The organism is Calditrichota bacterium (genome assembly GCA_013152715.1).
Taxonomy (GTDB): Bacteria; Zhuqueibacterota; Zhuqueibacteria; order Thermofontimicrobiales; family Thermofontimicrobiaceae; genus 4484-87.
This window is the reverse complement of sequence record JAADFU010000125.1, coordinates 1-20,315: the sequence shown is the minus strand read 5'-3', so window position 1 is coordinate 20,315 and position 20,315 is coordinate 1. Positions and strand designations below refer to the sequence as shown.

Annotated in this window: 15 protein-coding genes; 2 read left to right on the top strand and 13 right to left on the bottom strand. The window is 45.6% G+C overall.

The window, feature by feature from the left end:
• Positions 1–78: 78 nt before the first annotated feature.
• The 13 genes from GXO74_10060 to rfbB all read right to left on the bottom strand — a co-directional run bounded on the left by GXO74_10060 (position 79) and on the right by rfbB (position 17,925).
• A complete protein-coding gene (locus GXO74_10060; protein ID NOZ62012.1) occupies positions 79–1,485 on the bottom strand; it encodes an MBL fold metallo-hydrolase in 1,407 nt (468 codons plus the stop codon).
• A gap of 288 nt (positions 1,486–1,773) precedes the next feature.
• Entirely contained in the window at positions 1,774–3,936 is a 2,163-nt protein-coding gene (glgX, locus tag GXO74_10055) for a glycogen debranching protein GlgX (GenBank protein ID NOZ62011.1), read from the bottom strand.
• A 17-nt stretch (positions 3,937–3,953) separates the two neighbouring features.
• Positions 3,954–4,880 (bottom strand): diacylglycerol kinase family lipid kinase, encoded by a 927-nt coding sequence (locus tag GXO74_10050; GenBank protein NOZ62010.1) that lies wholly within the window; start codon positions 4,878–4,880, stop codon positions 3,954–3,956.
• Positions 4,881–4,919: 39 nt separating this feature from the next.
• Positions 4,920–7,151 carry a PAS domain S-box protein gene (locus GXO74_10045; protein NOZ62009.1) on the bottom strand — a complete coding sequence of 744 codons (2,232 nt, stop codon included), beginning with the start codon at positions 7,149–7,151 and terminating at the stop codon, positions 4,920–4,922.
• Between the two features lie 153 nt (positions 7,152–7,304).
• Positions 7,305–7,982: an ABC transporter permease gene (locus GXO74_10040; protein ID NOZ62008.1), complete on the bottom strand. Its 678-nt coding sequence runs from the start codon at positions 7,980–7,982 to the stop codon at positions 7,305–7,307.
• Complete coding sequence (ccmA, locus tag GXO74_10035; protein ID NOZ62007.1) at positions 7,979–8,683, bottom strand: heme ABC exporter ATP-binding protein CcmA; 705 nt, start codon at positions 8,681–8,683, stop codon at positions 7,979–7,981. The genes GXO74_10040 and ccmA overlap by 4 nt, the downstream gene beginning before the upstream one ends.
• Positions 8,684–8,773: 90 nt before the next feature.
• On the bottom strand, positions 8,774–9,745 hold the full coding sequence (locus GXO74_10030; GenBank protein NOZ62006.1) for a hypothetical protein: 972 nt from the start codon (positions 9,743–9,745) through the stop codon (positions 8,774–8,776).
• Positions 9,746–9,774: 29 nt separating this feature from the next.
• Complete coding sequence (locus GXO74_10025) at positions 9,775–11,784, bottom strand: heme lyase CcmF/NrfE family subunit (GenBank protein NOZ62005.1); 2,010 nt, start codon at positions 11,782–11,784, stop codon at positions 9,775–9,777.
• Positions 11,785–11,878: 94 nt separating this feature from the next.
• The gene (locus GXO74_10020) at positions 11,879–12,262 is read right to left on the bottom strand and encodes a cytochrome c maturation protein CcmE (GenBank protein NOZ62004.1); all 384 of its coding nucleotides are present in this window, start codon (positions 12,260–12,262) and stop codon (positions 11,879–11,881) included.
• A gap of 116 nt (positions 12,263–12,378) precedes the next feature.
• Entirely contained in the window at positions 12,379–13,647 is a 1,269-nt protein-coding gene (gene serS, locus GXO74_10015; GenBank protein ID NOZ62003.1) for a serine--tRNA ligase, read from the bottom strand.
• 99 nt (positions 13,648–13,746) lie between these two features.
• A complete protein-coding gene (locus GXO74_10010; GenBank protein NOZ62002.1) occupies positions 13,747–15,147 on the bottom strand; it encodes an undecaprenyl-phosphate glucose phosphotransferase in 1,401 nt (466 codons plus the stop codon).
• Positions 15,148–15,415: 268 nt separating this feature from the next.
• A complete protein-coding gene (locus GXO74_10005) occupies positions 15,416–16,759 on the bottom strand; it encodes a nucleotide sugar dehydrogenase (protein ID NOZ62001.1) in 1,344 nt (447 codons plus the stop codon).
• A 161-nt stretch (positions 16,760–16,920) separates the two neighbouring features.
• On the bottom strand, positions 16,921–17,925 hold the full coding sequence (gene rfbB, locus GXO74_10000) for a dTDP-glucose 4,6-dehydratase (protein ID NOZ62000.1): 1,005 nt from the start codon (positions 17,923–17,925) through the stop codon (positions 16,921–16,923).
• A gap of 414 nt (positions 17,926–18,339) precedes the next feature.
• Between rfbB and GXO74_09995 the strand changes: the two genes are divergently transcribed.
• Together GXO74_09995 and GXO74_09990 are read left to right on the top strand one after the other, a co-directional pair.
• Complete coding sequence (locus tag GXO74_09995) at positions 18,340–19,761, top strand: sodium:solute symporter (protein ID NOZ61999.1); 1,422 nt, start codon at positions 18,340–18,342, stop codon at positions 19,759–19,761.
• Between the two features lie 180 nt (positions 19,762–19,941).
• A partial coding sequence (locus tag GXO74_09990; protein ID NOZ61998.1) for a diphosphomevalonate decarboxylase occupies positions 19,942–20,315 on the top strand: 374 nt, incomplete at its 3' end.

Genomic DNA, 20,315 nt, shown 5'->3' with positions numbered 1-20,315 from the left:
CTACCAACTTTTCGGAATCGCTCCCTTGACATCTTTAAAAAACAGCAATTTTGGATGAACGCGCCCGCATATTTTCTGTCAATCCAGTATGACTTCGTCCTGAAATTTGGGAACAGAGACGTTCCAGCCTTTTTGTTCGCGAACTGTTTTTGCAAATTCATGGGCTGCTTCCGCTTCGCCGTGGGTGATGAAAAGCTGCTTTGGCGGATTTTTTAACCCGGAAAGCCAGTGCAGCAATTCGTTTTTATCGGCATGAGCCGAAAAGCCGTGCAACTGAACTACTTTGGCCCGAACCTGAGAGTACTGTCCCAAAACCCTCACTTCCTGATCGCCGTCCACAATTCGTCTGCCCAGCGTGCCGACCGCCTGGTACCCGACAAATAAGATTGTGCTTTCGCGCCGGGAAATATTTGCTAAGAGGTGATGTTTGATGCGGCCGCCGGTACACATGCCGGAACCCGCGATGATGATCACCGTTCCTTTGACGTGGTTAATTGCCTTGGATTCGTCGACTGTACGTGTCATTTTCAGCCGCGGCAAATTGAAAGGCGAATCGTCTTCTTTGATTAATTTTTGCATTTCATCGTCGAAAAGCTCCGGATGCTCGCGGAAAATTTTTGTGACCTTGATCGCCATCGGGCTGTCGAGAAATATGAGCAGATGGGGAATTTTGTTCTCCATGAGCAAATTGTTGAGATAGTAAATCACTTCCTGTGATCTTTCCACAGCAAAACTGGGGATGACGATATTCCCGCCGCGACGGTCAGTGTCATTGATGATGTCTTCGAGCAATTTCGTAATACTCGATCGGTCATCATGAAGACGATTGCCGTAAGTGGATTCCATGATGATGTAATCGGATTCAGTGAAAAGCGTCGGATCTTCAAGAATCGGGGTTCCCCAACGTCCGATGTCACCGGAAAAGATAATTTTGCGCGTGGCGCCGTTTTGGCGAATGCGAAGTTCGATGCTTGTGGAGCCCAAAATATGGCCTGCCTCGTGAAAAACCGCTTCAAATCCGTCGCCCAAATGCACCGCCGTTTCCAATTCCACTGGCTGAAAAAGAGGAAGAGTCGCCTCGGCGTCTTCAGTGTTGTACAGCGGCACTTCCGGATGCGGACCTTTTCGGCCTTCTTTTTTGTGTCGTTTGGCTTTGAATTTGGCATCTTCAACTTGAATGTGCGCCGAATCCAGTAACACAATTTTTGCGATATCGGCGCTGGCTTGCGTGGAAATAATATCTCCCTGAAATCCATCTTTGACAAGTTTGGGCAAATAACCGCAGTGATCCAGATGGGCGTGCGTCAATAGAACCATGTCAATCGACTCCGGCGCTACCGGAAACGGGTCCCAGTTGCGGCTCCGCAAATCACGTTCCTGATAAAGGCCACAATCAATAAGTATGCGTTTGCTGTTCGCTTCGACAAGATAACGCGATCCCGTGACATTTTCTGCTGCACCTAAAAAGCTGATTTTAAAAGACATAATCACTCCGTTCCTTTTGATTCTTTTCTGTGTCTGTCGCGCTCGAAATTAAATGCGAACCTAAAAATACGAAAAAATTTTGTTATTTGCAATATGAAAAATATTTTGTGCTGACGAAATTTAGGATATGTTCTGGCCGGGGATATGATTCTCGTGGAAGTTATTTTAATTCATAAGGGTTTGTTCAAATTCAAGTTTCAGTGCCACAAATTTCAGCTCCGGAGAAATCTCTCCACTCGACAGTTGGACTTTAGTCCAATGATCATTTCCCTATTTTCAAATCACTGATCAACCCAAAAAATACGACGAATCTACCGCTGTTTTCTGGGTTTTTAGCACAACAACACTTTGGCCTCGGACCGGATATTGGGGTGCTTGCCACTCCAACTGTTTTTCCGGTTCAATAATAATTTCTTCGTCCGGATTTTTGCCGGTGTCAATTACTCGCCGCCAGATGTGGTTTTTCAGATTAGGAATCTTTACATCGTAATCCTTCTTGTCGCTGTTCAAAATAAAAAATAGCAGATAGTCGTCTGTGGCTGATTTGCTTTCGCCGGCATCGATCAAATAGCACAATATTTTCCGCTGCGGGTCATTCCAATCGGGAGAGTGCAGATTTTCATCGTACCACTTGATGTCCGGCACCTGATTTTTGTTGTGATCCAGCCCGGTGAAAAAATTCGTTTTCCTGAAAATCGGATTTTGTTTTCGAAACCGAATGGCTTTTTGGAAGAAGGAAAAAATGTCTGCAAATTGCTGCAAGAGATTCCAATCAAAATGAGTCAAATCGTTGTCCTGACAATAAGCGTTATTGTTGCCGCGCTGGGTGCGAAAAAATTCATCGCCGCCGGAAATCATGGGCGTGCCAATGGAAAACAGCAGACAACAGACAGCGTTTTTCGCTAAGCGTTTACGCCGATCCAAAATTTCCGCATCGTCAGCAACGCCTTCGACGCCGCAATTGCAGGAAAAATTTTCGTCCATTCCGTCGCGGTTATTTTCGCCATTGGCTTCGTTGTGCTTCTTCTCGTAGCTAAAAAGATCGCGTAGCGTAAAACCATCATGAGCCGTGATAAAATTGATGCTGTGACAGGGCGAATTTTTCTTGCCAAAAATATCTTCGGAGCCGGAAATGCGATAAGCTAAATCACGAACTTGATCTTCGTCTCCCCGGACAAAGCGCCGGACTGTGTCGCGGAATTTATCGTTCCATTCCGCCCATTTTGGCGGAAAATTCCCCAATTGGTAGGTCGTCAAATCCCACGGCTCGGCAATGAGTTTGACATTTTTCAGTGCAGGGTCGGATTTAATTTTCTCAAAAAAGGGACTGTGCGGCTGAAAAGTCCCTTTTTGGTACCCCAGAATCGTCGCCAGATCGAAGCGGAAGCCATCGACGTGCATTACATTCACCCAATAGCGCAACGAATCAAGCACAAAGCGCAGCGCCTGGGGATTTTCAATATTCAGAATATTCCCCGTCCCGGCGTTATTGCGGTAAAAACGATAGGGTGCGTTGGCAGGGCCTTCAAGCGCGTAATAGGTCTGGTTGTCGATGCCGCGGAAACAAATCGTTGGCCCCAACTCGTTTTCCTCGCCGGTGTGATTGTAAACCACGTCCAGAATCACTTCGATGCCTGCTTTGTGCAACTCCCGCACCAACATTTTAAATTCGCGCGTCTGGCAGCCCGGATATTCGTCAGTGGAATATGATGATTCCGGCGCGAAAAAACCGATGCTGTCGTAGCCCCAGTAGTTGACCAATTTTTTTTGACGCAGCCAATGTTGCGTGTGAGATTCAAAAATGGGCAGTAATTCCACAGCATTAACGCCTAATTTTTGCAGATGGGGAATTTTTTCAATGAAACCCAGATAAGTGCCGGGATGCGAGACCTGCGAAGATTTGTGCGCGGTAAATCCTTTGAGATGCGCTTCGTAGATGATCAGTTCCTCGAACGGAATCGCTGGCGGTTTGTCCATCTGCCAGTCGAAATTTTCGTCGGTGACAATAGCTTTGGGGACGAGCAAAGTGTTATCCCGTTCGTCCATTTGCAAATCTTTTTTGTGGGATGCTGTGTCAAAAGCAAATAGCAACCCCTGCTGATCGACAAATTTTCCGGTGATCGCACGAGCGTAAGGATCGAGCAAACATTTGTGCGGGTTAAAACGAAAGCCGTTTTTCGGATCGTATTTTCCCGTGGCTTTGAACGCATAAAGCTGGCCTGGTTTGACGCCGTGAACCAGCACGTGCCAGACATTGCTTGTTTTGCCAGGCATGGAAATAATATCTGTGGGCGGCGCATCGGCTTTGTCGAACAGGAGTAAAAAAATCTGCTCCGCGTATTGAGAATAAACAGCAAAATTAACGCCCTGTTCGGTAATTGTGGCTCCCTGAGGTTCAGCAAAGCCGTTCGCTATTTTTTTGTCAGTGAAAGTTTGTATTTTTTCAGGCATAAAAAAGGATTCTGTTGTTACATAAAATAATGAGCCCCATTCGCATTGTAAATTACCCGCAAAGTCTGAGGTCTGATGGAGACATTGAATTTCGAATTAAAATAGAGTTCGCCGTCGAGATGAGCCGGCGCTTCATTTTCAAATTCAAAGGAAATTTCTTTGGTCAAAAAATAATCCACTTCCGGATCGTCCAGATGCGTCTGTTTCATCACGCGGATGAGTTTCTGCAATCTTTTGGGTAACGAAAGTTTTTCCATGCGGCAGACGTCGAGAAAATTGTCGTTGGCGACGGCGGTCGGCGTCAGATAAAATCCCCCGGCTAAACGGCGACCGTTAGCGATAGTGTTCAGAAATGTGTGGCTGATTTTTTCTTCGCCATTGTGCCGGATGGTCATTTTTTGCTCGCGGTAAGTCACCAGCGTTTTCAAAATATGCCATAAATATTTGTTTTTGCTTCCTTTTTTTGCAGACTGGCCGTCTTCCGGCTGGTAATTTTCAACAGCAACTTGCGCGTCAAATCCAAGTCCCATGCCATTCAAAAAATAGCGGTCGTTGCATTTTCCGACGTCCATGGCGATAATGTTTTTACGCCAGAAAGCTTCCCAATCCTCGTCGGTAAAATGATCAGAAAAACCAAGAATGTGAATGAAGTCGTTGCCCGTTCCGGCGGAGATCGCGCCGAAAATAACGTTGGTTCTGCCGACAAGCGGTTGAATTGTTTCGTTGAAGGTGCCATCTCCGCCCACGGCAATGATGTGGTTGATATTTTGTTTTAAAAAATTTTGGGCTATTTCTGTGGCGTGGCCTTTTCCTTCAGTGAAAATAATTTGCGCCGCGAGCGAGCGCTGTTTTATTTTTTCCTGAACTGTCGCAGCGTATTCGCCGGCAAACCCGTTTCCGGCAACCGGATTAATGATGAATCCCCATCTGTCATTTTCTGCCATGATGTTCCCTTCTTTTGGTCAGACCGAATTGTGCTAAAATCAGTGATTATTATCAAAACGGAACCCTTTTTCCCGGATCAACCGCACGCAGGCATCGACAATTTTCGCATCGTACCGCTTTCCTTTTCCGGACTCAATTTCTTCAATCGCTTTGTCGATTCCCAGCGCGGGTCTGTACGGCCTGTGCGAGGACATCGGCTCCACGACATCGGCGACGGCGATAATCTTCGCTTCCAGCATGATGTCGTCAGATTTCAGGCCTTGCGGGTAGCCGGAACCGTCGAGACGTTCGTGGTGCTGCAGCACAGTATTTGCAATGGGCCAGGGAAAACTGATGGTGCGAAGAATCTCATAGCCAAATTTTGGGTGCGTTTTGAGCAATGAGTATTCGATTTCGGACAGTTGGCCTGGTTTGTTCAAAATTTCCGCCGGAACATTGAGGTTCCCGATGTCGTGCAGGAGACTGGCAACGCGCAATCCTTCGATTTGCTCGTCGGGCAAGCCTAGTTCCCGGGCAATAGCGCACGCCAATTTGGCTACGCCGACCTGATGACCGGCGGTGTACGGATCGCGCATTTCGACCGCTGCCGTGAGCGCGCGAATAGTGCCGTCCAGCGCTTGTTTGAGTTTGTGCAGACTTTGCTGCAAGTCTTTTTTTGTTTTATTCAACTCTGTCAAATCGACGTTCAGACAGTACAATTCAGGAGTATTCCGACTGTTGCGCAGCATCACATGGCTGGAATGCGCCTCGAAGGTGGAGCCATTTTTGCGGAGCAGACTGGTTTCGCCCGGCAAAATTGTCTTTCCCTGTTTGAGCCACTCGTCTATCGATTTCCTCATTTCTTCGCGGTTACTCTCCGGAAAAATCACATCTTCCAGCGGCCGATTGAAAATTTCGTCGGCAGAGAACCCGAAAAATTGTTCCGCCGCTTTGTTCCAGAAAAAAATGCGATGATCGGGGTCGTAGCCTACGACCGCAATACTGGGCACATTTTCAATCAACGACCGAAACCGTTTTTCGCTTTCGCGGAGCGCAATTGCCGCTTGTTTTTGCTGCGTGATGTCAAGGATGATTCCCTCTAACGCAACCAATTTGTCGCCGTCAAATACGCCTCTCCCCTGTTCCCAGACCCATTTTTTGCCATTGTTGGCGGCTAAAATTTGATATTCCAACTGGTATGGCTTGCGCTGTGCAACCGCCGTCTGAATTTCCTGCCAAACATAATCTCGAAACTCAGGCAGAATCAAATCGGCGTAAGCGACACGCTTGTTGCCGAGAAAATCTTCCGGCGGATAGCCAGTGACCCCGGCGCTGCCGTTGCTGACAAATTTCATAGTGTATTTTTTATCATTCAAACAGCGATACGCCATGCCGGGCAAATTGCTCATGAAATTGGACAAAGCGCGCTGGCTCTCCATAAAGCTCCTGCCCACGCTCACGATGTCGCTGATGTCGCGAACGTAAAACATGGTGTGAGTTTCGCTGGAAAAAATAACGCGACGCGAGCGCAGTTCAACCGGCACTTTCAGCTCGCTGTCGGTGCGAACGTATGTTTCGTAATAATTAATTTCGCCGGAGAGCAAAGCCGGAAAGTCTTCGCGTGTCTGTTCCCGAGCTTCCGGGTGGACAAATTCCAAAAAATGACGATCGAGCAATTCAGACCGGCCCATTTCGTGCAGCAGAGACGCAGCTAAGTTTACATCCAATAAAATGCCTTCCGCATTAAGCACATAAATAGCGTCCGGCGAGCTTTCAAACAGGTAGCGGAATTTTTTTTCGCTTTGCTGCAAGGCAAATTGAGATTGCTTGTGTTGAGTCATATCGCGAATGACCCCCTGAATTGCGGCTTTCCCGTGGTAGATGATGCGCGATCCCAATGTCTCCAGCGAAATAAATCCGCCGTCTTTTCTCACGCCTAAAAATTCGTAATGTACTAGCTGAGTTTGACCGGAGAGACGGTTTTGAATTTTCGTTTGCACTAATTCCCAATCCTGCGGCGCCACCAGATTTTTGATATCGGCGCCGATTAGCTCGGCACTGTCCGCGTACCCGAAAATTTCCGCCAATCGTTGGTTACAAAAACGGATGCGATTATTTTGCACGATGAACAAACCTTCAAGGGAATTTTCCACAAATTGTCGGTAACGTTCTTCGATTTCAGCGGCGCGGGTTGTGCTGCGGGATGTTCTTGTTTTTTTGTGAATTTCAATTTTAGCGAAACGTGAATTTTTCTCTTCGTCGGAAATTGTTTTTGTTTCTTTTTTATTCATTCAACGATCTCTTTCAAATCATTTTAGAAAATTTGATTCTCCAAATTTCAAACACTGTCATTTTCTTTTATCAATATAAATAAAACCAACTAATTAGTCAAGTTATTAATTCAAATGGAGGGAAAATGGCTCGTGACACCCAGTTTTCGTGCGCTAATCTTCGACCACATATTCGAACAGCAGAGAGGAGACAGTCAGAAAAATGATGTCGAAACCGATGAGTAATTTTATCCAGGGAATAGCTTCGGAGAGCGCTCCGCTTTGCAGGAGATGATTGGTAGATTTGACGGCTGCCATGAGAATGGGCACGGAAACGGGAAACAGCAGAATGGGAAGCAAAATTTCCCGAGCGCGTGTATTGACCGAAACAGCGGAAAGCAACGTGCCGACAGCAGAAAACCCCAGCGTTCCCAGCAGCAAAATCAAGCTCAAAGGCGCAATAATTGACAAAATGGACAAATTGAAAAGCACTACCATGAGCGGAACCAAAATAATTTCCATTATTATCATAAAAAGGAAATTGCCCAGCATCTTGCCGAAATAAATGACAAAATGATCCACGGGACAGAGCAGAAGTCCGAGCAAGCATCCCTGATCAACTTCGTAAATGAAGGAACGGTTGAGCCCCAAAATGCCGGCGAAGGTGATGGCGATCCAAAGAATTCCGGCGACCATTTCTTTAATGAGGGCGCTTCCCGGTTCCAGCATGAAATTAAAAATAATCACCACAATGAGGCAAAAAATGAGCATGGACGACAGGATTTCTTTGCTGCGGAACTCTGAGAGTACGTCTTTCCAGGCAATGGTCAGAATGGGGAAAAGTGATTTCACGCCTCACCCCCCCCGGTCAGTTTTCGGTACCTATCTTTGAAATCAGCGAAGGAAATGGCGCCGCGCATTTGTTTTTCAACAATTTTGCCGCGCGACATCATTGCGTAATGTGTGGCTAATTCCCAGCCGAGCGCCAGATTGTGTGTGATCAAAATGATAATACGTTTCGGCGAGATGAGGGATTTCAGTAAATCATTGAACAAATCGATGCCCTGCTGATCCAATCCGCTGAACGGCTCGTCGAGCAAAATAATTTCCGGATCAGAAAGCAGCGCCCGGGCAATAGTAAGTCGCTGCTGCATGCCGCGGGAAAAATTTCGCACCAGATCGTCTTTTCTGTCCGACAGGTCCACCTGGGTGAGCCGCGCGCGAATTCGTTCGTTCGCGTCTGACAATCGGTACATGCGGGCATAGAATTTCAAATTTTCTTCCGCCGTTAGATTGGGGTACAAAAGACTCTGATGTCCGATAAAGCCGATTTTTCGCCGCGTGGAAATTTTATTCCGCGAATCCGTGTCGCCCAGAGCAATACTCCCACTGCTGGGATGCGACAGCGTGGCGATAATTTTCATGAGCGTGGTTTTGCCAGCGCCGTTAGGACCGACCACAACCCAGAATTCGCCTGGGCGAATTTCCCAATCAATTCCGCGCAGCGCAAAGAATGAACCGAAAGTTTTTGTTATTTTTTCAATGCGAATCATTTATTTTTGAGTAAAAAATGAAAAATATTCTTCATAAAAAATGGGCAGCAGAAAACAATTCGTTCTTGCCGCCCGTTGCTCATTATTGCGTTATTTTTTTGCTGCTTTAAACATGGTGTAGCCGAATCCGATCAGAAGCAGCAGGACAACGGCTCCCAGCACAATCCATTTAATGTCTATTGATTTCGCGGATAAATTTTTCAGCGTGATTTCCATCGGCATCCCAGGCATGACGTGTTGCACCGCAAAGCGCTGATAACTGACGTCTCGAATGGGAAAATCACCCATGGGAACAATCCCCGGGCCTTCGACGATCAAATCGGGCTGCGACAGAAAAATATTTATGCTTCCCGTCGGAAATGTAATCGGGCGCGAAAAATGCCAGGATTTTCCCGGATTAGGAACGTCGTACTGAAAAGACAACTGTCTCATTCCCGGCGGAAAAAGTCCGGTATCTATCAACATATTGCCTTCGACGGTCATGCTTCCCTGAGACTGCGGCGTGAGAATTTGTACGTTTTCAAATTTTTCCGGCAAAGGAAACTCGAAGACGTGAAAGTGACCGCCTTCAGTCAGGGGGGAGCCTGTGAAAGTTTTTGTCCCGGTATTTTGCAAAAGAAGAATTTCGCGCACCGTGATTACTTTTTCCTTTTCTTCAATAAAAATATGATCCATCTGGATGCTGATGTGGCTCTTATCTGTTGTGCTGTCATAGACAACAATATCCGTCTGCTGTTTTGTGTTTTCTTTGCTTATCCGAACGCCATTGCCGTAATAGATGACGTCATGAAAATTCGTGCGCGGATAATAAATGAGCGTCGTGTCGATTTTCAAATTCGAGAATGTGAATTTGCCCGATCTGCCGGTCTGCGCCACATGAGACGAATCATCGATGAGTTGATGGCCTTTGTAAACCAAAACCTCCACTTTGGCATTAGCGACTCGGGAACTGTCTTCGCTTCCGTTGAATACATAACCCCATATTTTTCCAGTTTGCGCGTACGATGACAGGGCAAAGACGAAAAGAAAAAATGATAGTAATATTGCTAATTTTGTTTTCATGGCTGATTCCATTAATTTAATTTCGAGATTTATTTTTTCTTGAGTTGCTTTTTGTTGATTTTGTTTTTGCTTTTTCCTGTTGATGTTTGGGATTTTCGTCGTCGGCGGATGTCAATGAAAATGATAATGATTCCCAGCGTCATCAAGCCGCCACCGATCCACATCCAGTTTTGCAGGGGATTGATCATGATGACAAAGGTCGCTGATTCGTCCTTCTGAAAACTGGCCAGAGAAATGTAAAGGTCTTCCAGCAAAGTGGAGCGGAGAGACACTTCGGTGCTCACTTGCGTCTCGCGCACGGTGGAGCGATAAAAAAATCTTTGCGGAGTCAAATCGCCGAGTTTCTTCCCGTTTTTGAAAACAGATAGATGCGCCAGAAGAATATCTTTTGCCTTGTCATGACTCTGAGATATGTTTTCATAAGTGAGCGTGTATTTCCCGATTGTCGTGCTATCGCCTTTTTTCATCGTGACCTGTTTTTCTTGCTTGTAAGCAGTGGTGCCGACGATGGCGATAAAAATCAAAATGACGCCCAGGTGAATGAGATAGGCAGCGTAACGGCGGACGTGCCGGCTTAATTGTTCCCACAGCGCCCTGGCGAAGCCGATTTTTTTGTCATTTCGAAGTCGGACGCTATTTTGAAACCAATCAGTAAAAATAACAACGATGCCGAAAAAACTCACCCCAAGAGTGAGCAGAGAAGCGATGTGCCGTATGCCTAAAACAAAAAGCAGTATCATGAAAATTATTGTCGCCCCGGATAAAAACGCCGATTTTTTAAGGATTGCCTTTTTGGGCGTCTCGCGCCAGAGAAACAGCGGGCAAATAGCAATCAAAAGAAGCAAAATGATGCCGAAGGGAATGGAAATTTTATTGAAAAATTGCTCGCCGAGCGTGATTTGATGTCCTACAAAAAGCTCAGTAAAAGCAGGATACATCGTTCCCCAAAGGATAGTCACCATCAGAATGATCATGACGCTGTTTAACAGCAGAAATATGAATTCGCGGCTCAGGAAATTAGAGATTTTCTCCTCGGATTTCAGAGACGATCGGCGGTAAATCACCAACGCCAGAAAGACAATGAGGATGATTGACATAAAAATAATGAATAATATGCCCAGATTGGATTTTTCAAAAGCGTGCACTGAAGAAATAATTCCGCTACGAGTGATGAAGGTGCCCAAAATAGTCAGCAGAAAAGTGAGCACAGCCAACGAAATGCTCCAGCCTTTCATCATATTTCTTGCGCGTTGAGCCATGATGGAGTGCACCAATGCCGTCCCCGTGAGCCAGGGGAGCAGTGAGGCATTTTCCACCGGATCCCACGCCCAGTATCCGCCCCAGCCCAATTCAACGTACGCCCACTGTGCGCCTAACAAATTCCCCACTGTGAGAAAAATCCAGGCAAAAAGGCTCCAGTTGCGGCTTTCATTGAGCCACTTGTTGGAAAGATCGCCTTTCATGAGCGCGGCCAAGGCAAAAGCAAAGGGAATTGTGAACCCAACAAAACCCAAAAACAACGTCGGCGGATGAAAAATCATGGCAAAATTTTGCAGCAGCGGATTCAACCCGAAACCGTCCGCTTGCGGGTGCGGCAGTTTCTCGAATGGATTTGTCGAGTAAACTACCAGAATGAGGAAGAAAAGAGTTGCAACGCTGGTAATGGCAAAAACGTAGGGATGTAATTCTTCCTTTCGCTGGCGATTTTTAAAGACAAAAATAGCGTTGAAAATAGTCAACAGCCACGTCCAAAACAGCAGCGATCCTGCCTGTCCCGCCCACAATGCGGAAAATGCGTAGAATAGCGGGAGCTTTCGATCTGTGTATTCCGCGACATATCGCAGCGAGAAATTATGCGTCACCAGCGCGTAAATGAGTAAAATGACCGCAATTGAAACAAAGAAAAATTGTCCGTAAACCGATAGACGCGCTTTGCGGATAAGAGACTCATCTTTCAAACGAATTCCGGTAGCTGATGCCCAAAGGGTAAAAGCGGTGGACACAAAAGCTAACAGCAGAGAAATGTATCCTAACTGCAAATTAATTCTCCCAATTAAATAGATTCGCTATGGTTCAAAATTAGATAAATTAACCCCGTTGATGGAAAATGCGGGGTCTGAACAAATTTAAGAGCTAATTTTTTTTCGCTTCGTATTTTGACGGGCATTTGGTCATAAGTTGCGTCGCCTGAAAAACGCCGTCAACGTATTTCCCTGCGACCACAACGGAGACTGCCTCCGAAAACGTGTCAGGCGCAACTCCGTGGTAACGAACATTGAGAACTTTTGCGCCATCGGTAATTTGAAAGGTGAGAATGAGATTTTCCGCGTCAAATTTGATGGAATCAGGCACCAGATCTCCGTTGACGCGCGTGCCCTTTCCGGCTAATTCTTCCTGACGGTCAAAAAATTCACCGACGGTGTGAAAGTAAACCGCTGAGTCTTTCATGCCGGACCAAAAAAGATAGCCAACGACCATCACGACAATTATCGTGCCGATTAAGATTCTCCTATTCATCGCATTCCTTCTTTTTTGTTGATCTTAAAATTATTTTATTTACCGTGCTGATTTTGCAACATATTTCAGGTAACATATTAGCTGCAAATATTTGACAATATGAAATGTTTTAACCATCATTTAATGACTTCGGTTCCCAAATATTTTCGTAATACATCAGGGACAATGACCGTGCCTTCATCAGTCTGGTAATTTTCCAGAATTGCAATGACCGTTCGCGGAAGCGCCAGACCGGATCCGTTCAGCGTGTGCACAAATTCGGGTTTTGCGCTCGCATCCCGTTTGAAACGAATCTTCATGCGCCGCGCCTGAAAATCTTCAAAATTGCTGCACGAGGAAACTTCCAGCCATTTGCCGATTCCCGCTGCCCAGACCTCGATGTCGTAACATTTTGCCGCTGCAAAACTCAGATCGCCGGTGGACAGACTCAACACGCGATAGGGCAATTCCAACAATTGCAGCACTTCCTCGGCATTACCCAGCAATTTTTCCAATTCATCGTACGAATCTTCCGGCTTGACAAATTTGACCATTTCCACTTTGTCGAATTGGTGAATTCTGATCAACCCGCGCGTATCTTTGCCGTGAGTCCCGGCTTCCCGGCGGAAACAGGGCGTGTAAGCTGTGTAGTAAACCGGTAGTTGTTCAGCCGTCAAAGTCTTATCGCGGAGCAAATTGGTCACTGGCACTTCGGCAGTGGGAATGAGAAACAAATCATCTTCCGGAATATGGTACATGTCCTCTTCCATTTTGGGCAACTGACCCGTGCCAAACATGCTGTCGCGGTTGACGATGAACGGCGGATAGACTTCTGTGTAGCCATGTTTTTGCGTGTGCAAATCCAGCATAAATGCGATCAAAGCTCGCTGTAACCGCGCACCCAGCCCGACGTAATTAATGAAAAAAGAAGCGGAAACTTTCGATCCGCCGGGAAAGTCGAGAATCCCCAACTTTTCTCCGATTTCCCAATGGGGCAGCGGCTGAAAATCCATCTCCGGCAGCTCGCCCCAGCGCTTGATTTCTACATTTGCGGTTTCATCTTTGCCAATGGGCACGGACTCGTGAGGCACGTTGGGGATGCGAATCAAAATTTCATGAATTTGCCCTTCCAGTTGCCGGACTTCTTCGTCCAGCTCTTTAATTTTTACAGAGACTGTTTTCATCTCCTGAATGAGATCTGCGGCGTCCTGTTTTTGGCGTTTCAGTTGAGCGATGTCGTCGGAAACTTTATTGCGCTTGTGTTTCAGCGCTTCCACTTCAGTCAAAATCTGCCGCCGTTTTTGATCCAATTCAAGCAGTTTGTCAATGTCAGCGTAGTCATTTTTCAATTCTATGGCTTGTTTAACTTTATCGGGATTGTTGCGAATAAATTTTAGATCCAGCATCGATTCGTCCTCTTGTGTGTAAATTCAGCTTTTCAAATTATCCACTAAAATAAATGAAATTTTTCAAAATGTCAATGTAAATTTTTTCAAAAGCCAATTTCATCGCCCTTTGACGGCGATCATCGTGTAAACGGTTCGCATCATGATTTTCAAATCCATTCTCAGCGACATATTTTCCAGGTAATAAAGATCGTATTCTAATTTTTTCTTCACATTTTTGATGGAATCATCGTAGCCGCCTTTGATTTGCGCCCAGCCGGTAATCCCCGGTTTCATGCGATGCCTTCTGGAATAAAGCGGAATTTCATTTTTTAATCTTTTGACAAAATAGGGACGCTCCGGTCGTGGGCCCACGAGACTCATGTCATTGAACAAAATGTTAATGAACTGGGGAATTTCGTCGATGCGCGTCTTACGCAAAATTCGACCGACAAAAGTAATGCGCGGGTCGTCTTCGCTCGCCCAGACAGGGCCGGTCTCTTTTTCCGCTTTGTATTTCATGGAGCGAAATTTGTAAATTTGAAAAATCTTTTCGTACTGCCCCACGCGTTTTTGTTTGAAAAAAATAGGTCCGCGTGAGTCAAGTTTGATGGCGATGGCCACTAAAATCCACAACGGCAAAAATCCGAAGATGACAAACAACGATACCGCGACGTCGATGGCGCGTTTGACGCGTTTTTCCCATTCCGGCATGAACTGGGGCATTATTTCGATGAGCGGAATGCCGTAAATTTGATTGGTTCTGCCGTAACCCATGACGATGTCGTACAGGTCAGGCACAATTTTCAAACTGACCGGCAAATTGTCACAACGGGAAATGATGTTAATCACCTGTTTGGGCGTGGCAGATTTTACCGCGATGATGAGCACTTCCACTTTTCGCTGCCGAACTAATCGCGGCAAATCTTTGAGCGTACCGAGAACCGTCGTGGCTTCAAACTTTTCTTCCACGTGTTTTTTTGAATGGCAGATGAAGCCAACCACTTCGTAGCCAAGAGCCGGCGCATTTTTTAGCTTCTGATAAAGCTCGTGCGATTTTGAATTCCAGCCAACGATGAGCGTGTTGCGGCGACCAATGCCATTTTCCAGCAATTTCCGCTGTACCGTACGCAGAAAAATTCTCCCGGCGCTGACGGCTACAAATAAAATAGCCCAATAAGAAATGATGATCATACGACTCCACGAAGGCGGATTTTCCAGATCCACGGTGGGATCAAAAGTGATCAGAAAAATGATAACTGCGCCGATGGTCACTGTTTTGAAAACTGTCACCATTTCATCGAAGCGCGACTGGGCGTACCACGAGCGATACATGCCGAAAAAGAAAAACAACAGCGCCCAGAAAATGAAAAGGACAAACATCATGACGATGTTCTGCCCCAGCTCATTTTCCACATAAAAACCAAGGTTCTGACGGAAGACGACCCAGATGACATAGGTCAAATTGATGGCAATGAAATCGCTCAGGAAAAGGAGAATTTTCTCAATAGGTTTTGGCATAAATCAGACGAACAATTTTTCTGTGAATTCGATTCAAAGATTTTCGTAACGCCTGCCAGAACAGACTTTTGACAGCCGCTTTTCCTCACATTTAACTGATGCAACAACTTTTTGTTCAACGGCAAACTGGCAAATTGTCAAGCCAGTTATTTAATTTTTTATGGCTTGCAACAATCTTCAATTGTCTCGGCAATAAAATTCAACGGCGACGCATCAGCACACGTCGCCGCTAAAAATTATCAATTCCCTAACATTTGACGAACAGATTTTATTTGCTAATGTCCGTGTAAAATCCGCGTCCCGAACCCAGTTTAACAATTTTGTGGAGTTCATTTTTGGTAAATTTTGTCAAATTACGCGTGTCCACAATTGCCCGGGCGTGTTCCACGATAAATTTGGGATCAAGAGCAGAATGGTCAGCCGTGATGACAACAACGTCGTGTCCCTGCAATGTCTCTTTTGTCAACGGGACTGATTTGAAAACTTTATTTCCGACTTTCTTTTCGGAAACGTAAGGATCGTGGTAATTCAATTCTTTCACGCCGCGCTGCATGAGTAATTCCATAATTCTCAGCGCCGGAGAATTACGCGTGTCGTCGACATCTTTTTTGAAAGAAATTCCCAGCATCAACACTTTGCCGCGTTGAATGGATGAATTGACGTTTCCCAACGCGCGGCGAATATTACCGACCACATAAAACGGCATTTCTTCATTTGTTTCGGCAGCCAGCTCGATAAATTTAGTGTGGAAATCATACTCGCGCGCTTTCCAAGCCAAATAGTAAGGATCGACCAAAATGCAATGTCCGCCAATTCCGGGGCCAGGGTAAAAAGGCATAAAACCAAACGGCTTGGTGGCCGCGGCGTCGATCACTTCCCAGATGTCAATGCCACCCATGCGGTCGCACAGACGCGCCATTTCATTCACCAGCGCAATGTTCACGCTGCGGAAAATATTTTCCAGCAATTTTTCCATTTCCGCGACTCTGGGATTGGAGACAACGTGCACATGAGAGACGATCCGGGAAATGGCAAACTCTGCGATTTCAGTACATTTTTCAGTGACGCCGCCAACGACAATGGGCGTATTTTCCGTGGTAAAATTTTTGTTGCCCGGGTCGATGCGTTCCGGCGAAAACGCCAGATAAAAATCTTCGCCGACTTTCAAACCGGTCTTTTCCAAAATCGGCTGCACAACTTTCTCCGTTGTCTCCGGGAATGTCGTTGATTTTAAAATGACCAACTGATCTTTTCGCAGACCGCTGGCAACGCCTTCCGCTGATTCAACGATATAATCAATTTTAGGATCTTTATTTGGAGTAAATGGCGTGGGCACACAAATGTAAATGACATCCAGATCGGGAATGTCATTGTAGTTCGTTGTTGCTGAAAAGTGCCCGCCCTTCATTACTGCGTCCCACTTGTCCGGAGTAATGTCTTCAATGTAATTTTTGCCCTGATCGATTGATTTTTTCTTTCGCTCGTCCACATCGATGCCCGTCACGTCAAAACCTTTCAGGGCGTATTCTACTGCCAGAGGTAATCCCACATAACCAAGTCCGATGATGCCAATCTTTGCACTTTTGTCCTGAATTTTCTTTCGTAATCCCATAGCTTCTCCACATTTTAATTTAGTACATCATGACTTTTTTGTTAGAGTTCATTGTTTATAGTTTGTAGTTCAGAGTTTTGGGTTTGGAGTTCAAAATTTTATGTTCAATTAAACAGCTTCATTCACTCCTAACTACAAGCTCTAAACTATGAATTAAAACTTCATTCTTCAATTTGATAATGTTTTTTGTAATATTCCAAATATTTGCCGCTCTTGATTTTTTCCCACCAGGGACGGTTGTTTTTGTACCATTCAATGGAGAGCTTCATCGCTTCCTGAAACGAATGTTTTGGTTTCCAGCCCACAGCGTGTAATTTGCTGCAATCCACTGAATAGCGGCGGTCGTGGCCTGGCCTGTCTTTGACAAAAGTCATCAGTTCTTTTGGTTTGTCCAGCGTGGAAAGAATGATCTCGGTAATTTCCAGGTTGTTGCGTTCATTGCCGGCGCCGATATTGTAAACTTCGCCGTCTTTTCCGTTGGACATGACAAAATCAATCGCATCGCAATGGTCCATCACGTAAATCCAATCGCGCACATTTTTCCCGTCGCCATAAATAGGCAATTTTTTGTCCTCAATGGCATTAGTCACAAACAGCGGAATTAATTTCTCCGGGTACTGATACGGACCGTAATTGTTGGAACAGCGCGTGATAATTACCGGCACTTTGTAAGTGACAAAATAGGAATATGCCAGCCGATCCGCACCGGCTTTTGACGCCGAATAGGGACTGGACGGCATCAAAGCGTCAGTTTCCTTGAAAGAGCCGTCATCGATGCTGCCGTAAACCTCGTCAGTAGAAATCTGAATGAATTTTTTGACGCCGTATTTTCGGGCAGCTTCCAACAGCACAAACGTCCCGTAAATGTCCGTTTTAATGAAATCGTCCGGCGCGCCAATTGAGCGATCCACATGACTCTCAGCGGCAAAATTAACCACAAGATCCGCCTCTTCAATCAAGGGATCGACAATTTTCGCATCACAAATGTCGCCCTTGACAAATCGATACCGCGGATTATTTTCAATGTCTTTTAAATTCTCAAGGTTCCCGGCGTAAGTTAATTTATCCAGATTGACAACCTCGGCGTCAGGATATTTTTCAAATAAATAATGAATAAAATTACTGCCAATGAAACCCGCCCCACCGGTAACCAAAAATTTTGCCATGATATTTTCCCTTATTTTTCATGGGGTTAACATGCTGAAAAACAAGCCTGAATGTATTAAAAAAATAATTAAAAGTCAATGATTTAATTGTCAAAAAAATGATATAATTCGTCTTGCTACCTTTCAAAGGGTTCTGAATATTTTTTAATTTAAAAAAAAGATGTCCGCTTTAGTTGCGCCTTATTAAAAATATTTGATTGAGGAATAAATCAAAAAATTGGTTTTCTCTGTGAACTCTGTCCCACTGCGGCTGAATTATTACGCTAAATTGGACTAATAATACCTGCGCTTCCTAAAAATTGCAGAAGTTCGTTCCTGAAAATTCAGGAATTTTCTTGCATTTTTGCAATAAATTCGTTATTATGAAATCAAAATTTAACGGCAAAATCTGAAAAACATAATGAGGGACTGATTTTGGATACCTATGGCTGGATTTCTGTACTCCCCCCGTTACTGGCGATCTTGCTAGCAATTTTAACCAAACAGGTCTACCCTTCTCTGTTTTTAGGCATCTGGCTCGGCTGGACGGCAATGAACGGCTTCAATCCGCTTGTCGGATTGCGCGACGCTCTGGAGGCGATTATTGACGTTTTCAAAGATTCGGGAAATACGAAAGTCATTTTATTCAGCATGATGGTCGGCGCGTTGATCATCATGATGCAGCATTCCGGCGGCGTGACCGGATTTATTAATCTCATCCGTAATAAAGGGCTGGCAAAAAATCGCCGCACATCCAGTTTGATGCTGTGGGTTGTCGGCGTGATTATTTTTATCGAGAGCAATTTGATTAATCTGGTCATCGGCGCGATCGGCAGACCGATTTTCGATGGCTTCAAAGCGCCGCGCGAAAAATTGGCTTACATTGCCCATTCCACTTCGGCGCCGGTGTGCGTGATGATTCCGTTTAACGGCTGGGGCGCGGTACTCACGGGACTCTTGGTAGCGCAGCAAGTCGATAATGCATTTTTTACGGTGCTGAAAGCCGTCCCCACAAATTTTTACGCTATGTTTACCATTGCGTTGGTTTTGTTCATTATTATCACTAAAAAAGATTTCGGGCCCATGGCAGCAGCGGAAAAACGTGCGCGAGAAACCGGCAAAGTCATCCGAGACGACGCACAATTGCTCGTTTCCGAAGAAACTATTGCCATGCCGATCAAAGAAGGCGTGAAACCGCGCGCCGTCAACATGATTCTTCCGCTGGCAGCGATGGTGAGCATGGTTCCCATCGGCTTGCTCGTCACCGGCAACGGCGACATTACTCACGGTTCCGGTTCCACGGCAGTTTTCTGGGCAGTGTTGACGGGCATTGTTGTCGGCGGTGTGATTTACAAAATTCAGGGAATTTTTGCTTTGAAGGAGTCGCTGGATCTGGTGATGAAAGGCATGGGCGGTTTGATTCCCATGGGACTGCTGATGGTTTTCGCCTTTTCCATGGGCGCCACGTGCAAAGTCATGGGAACAGGTCCTTACGTTTCCGGTCTTGCCACTGCCGCGATTCACCCGGTGCTTGTCATTCCCATGGTTTTCATCGTGGCGTGTATCATTTCTTTTGCCACAGGCACGTCGTGGGGCACGTTCGCCATTATGATGCCTATCGCTGTGCCGCTGGCGCTGAATCTTGGGCTTAATCTGCCGATGATGGTCAGCGCTGTCATGGGCGGCGGCGTTTTCGGCGATCACAGTTCTCCGATTTCGGATACGACAATAATTTCGTCCATGGCAACCGCCTGTGACCCGATAGATCATGTCAGGACTCAATTGCCTTACGCGCTCACAGCGGCGAGTCTGGCGGTGATATTTTACGTTGTAATTGGTTTGTTTACGATCGGTTGATCGGTTTTTGAAAATAAAAATTAAAGCGAAACATTATTATTTTTCAATAGTTTTTTGTTCGCAAACAAACTCTAAAAAAATTACCACCAAGACACAAAGACTCAAAGGAAAAATATCTTGTAACAGAGAAAAAATCTTCGTGTCTTTGAGCCTTGGTGGTTAAAATAAAATTAGAAAAAAATGCAAGCAACAGCAATCGCTCACGCAAATATCGCGTTAGTAAAATATTGGGGAAAGCGAGACGTCCAACTCAATTTGCCGGCAGTTGGGTCGATTTCTGTAACGTTAAAAAATCTGTTCACCCGGACAAAGATTGATTTTGATCCGAATCTTGACAGAGATCATCTAATCATTAATTCCAGAGAAGTTACCGGCAAACCTGCGGAACGCGTTTCCCGTTTGCTGGATATTTTCCGCGAGCGTGCAGGAATGAAGATTTTCGCCCGGGTAGAAAGCGAAAACAATTTCCCCACTGGCGCCGGGCTGGCATCTTCGGCTTCGGGATTTGCTGCTTTGGCAGTTGCTGCGAACGGAGCGCTTGACTTGAAAATGTC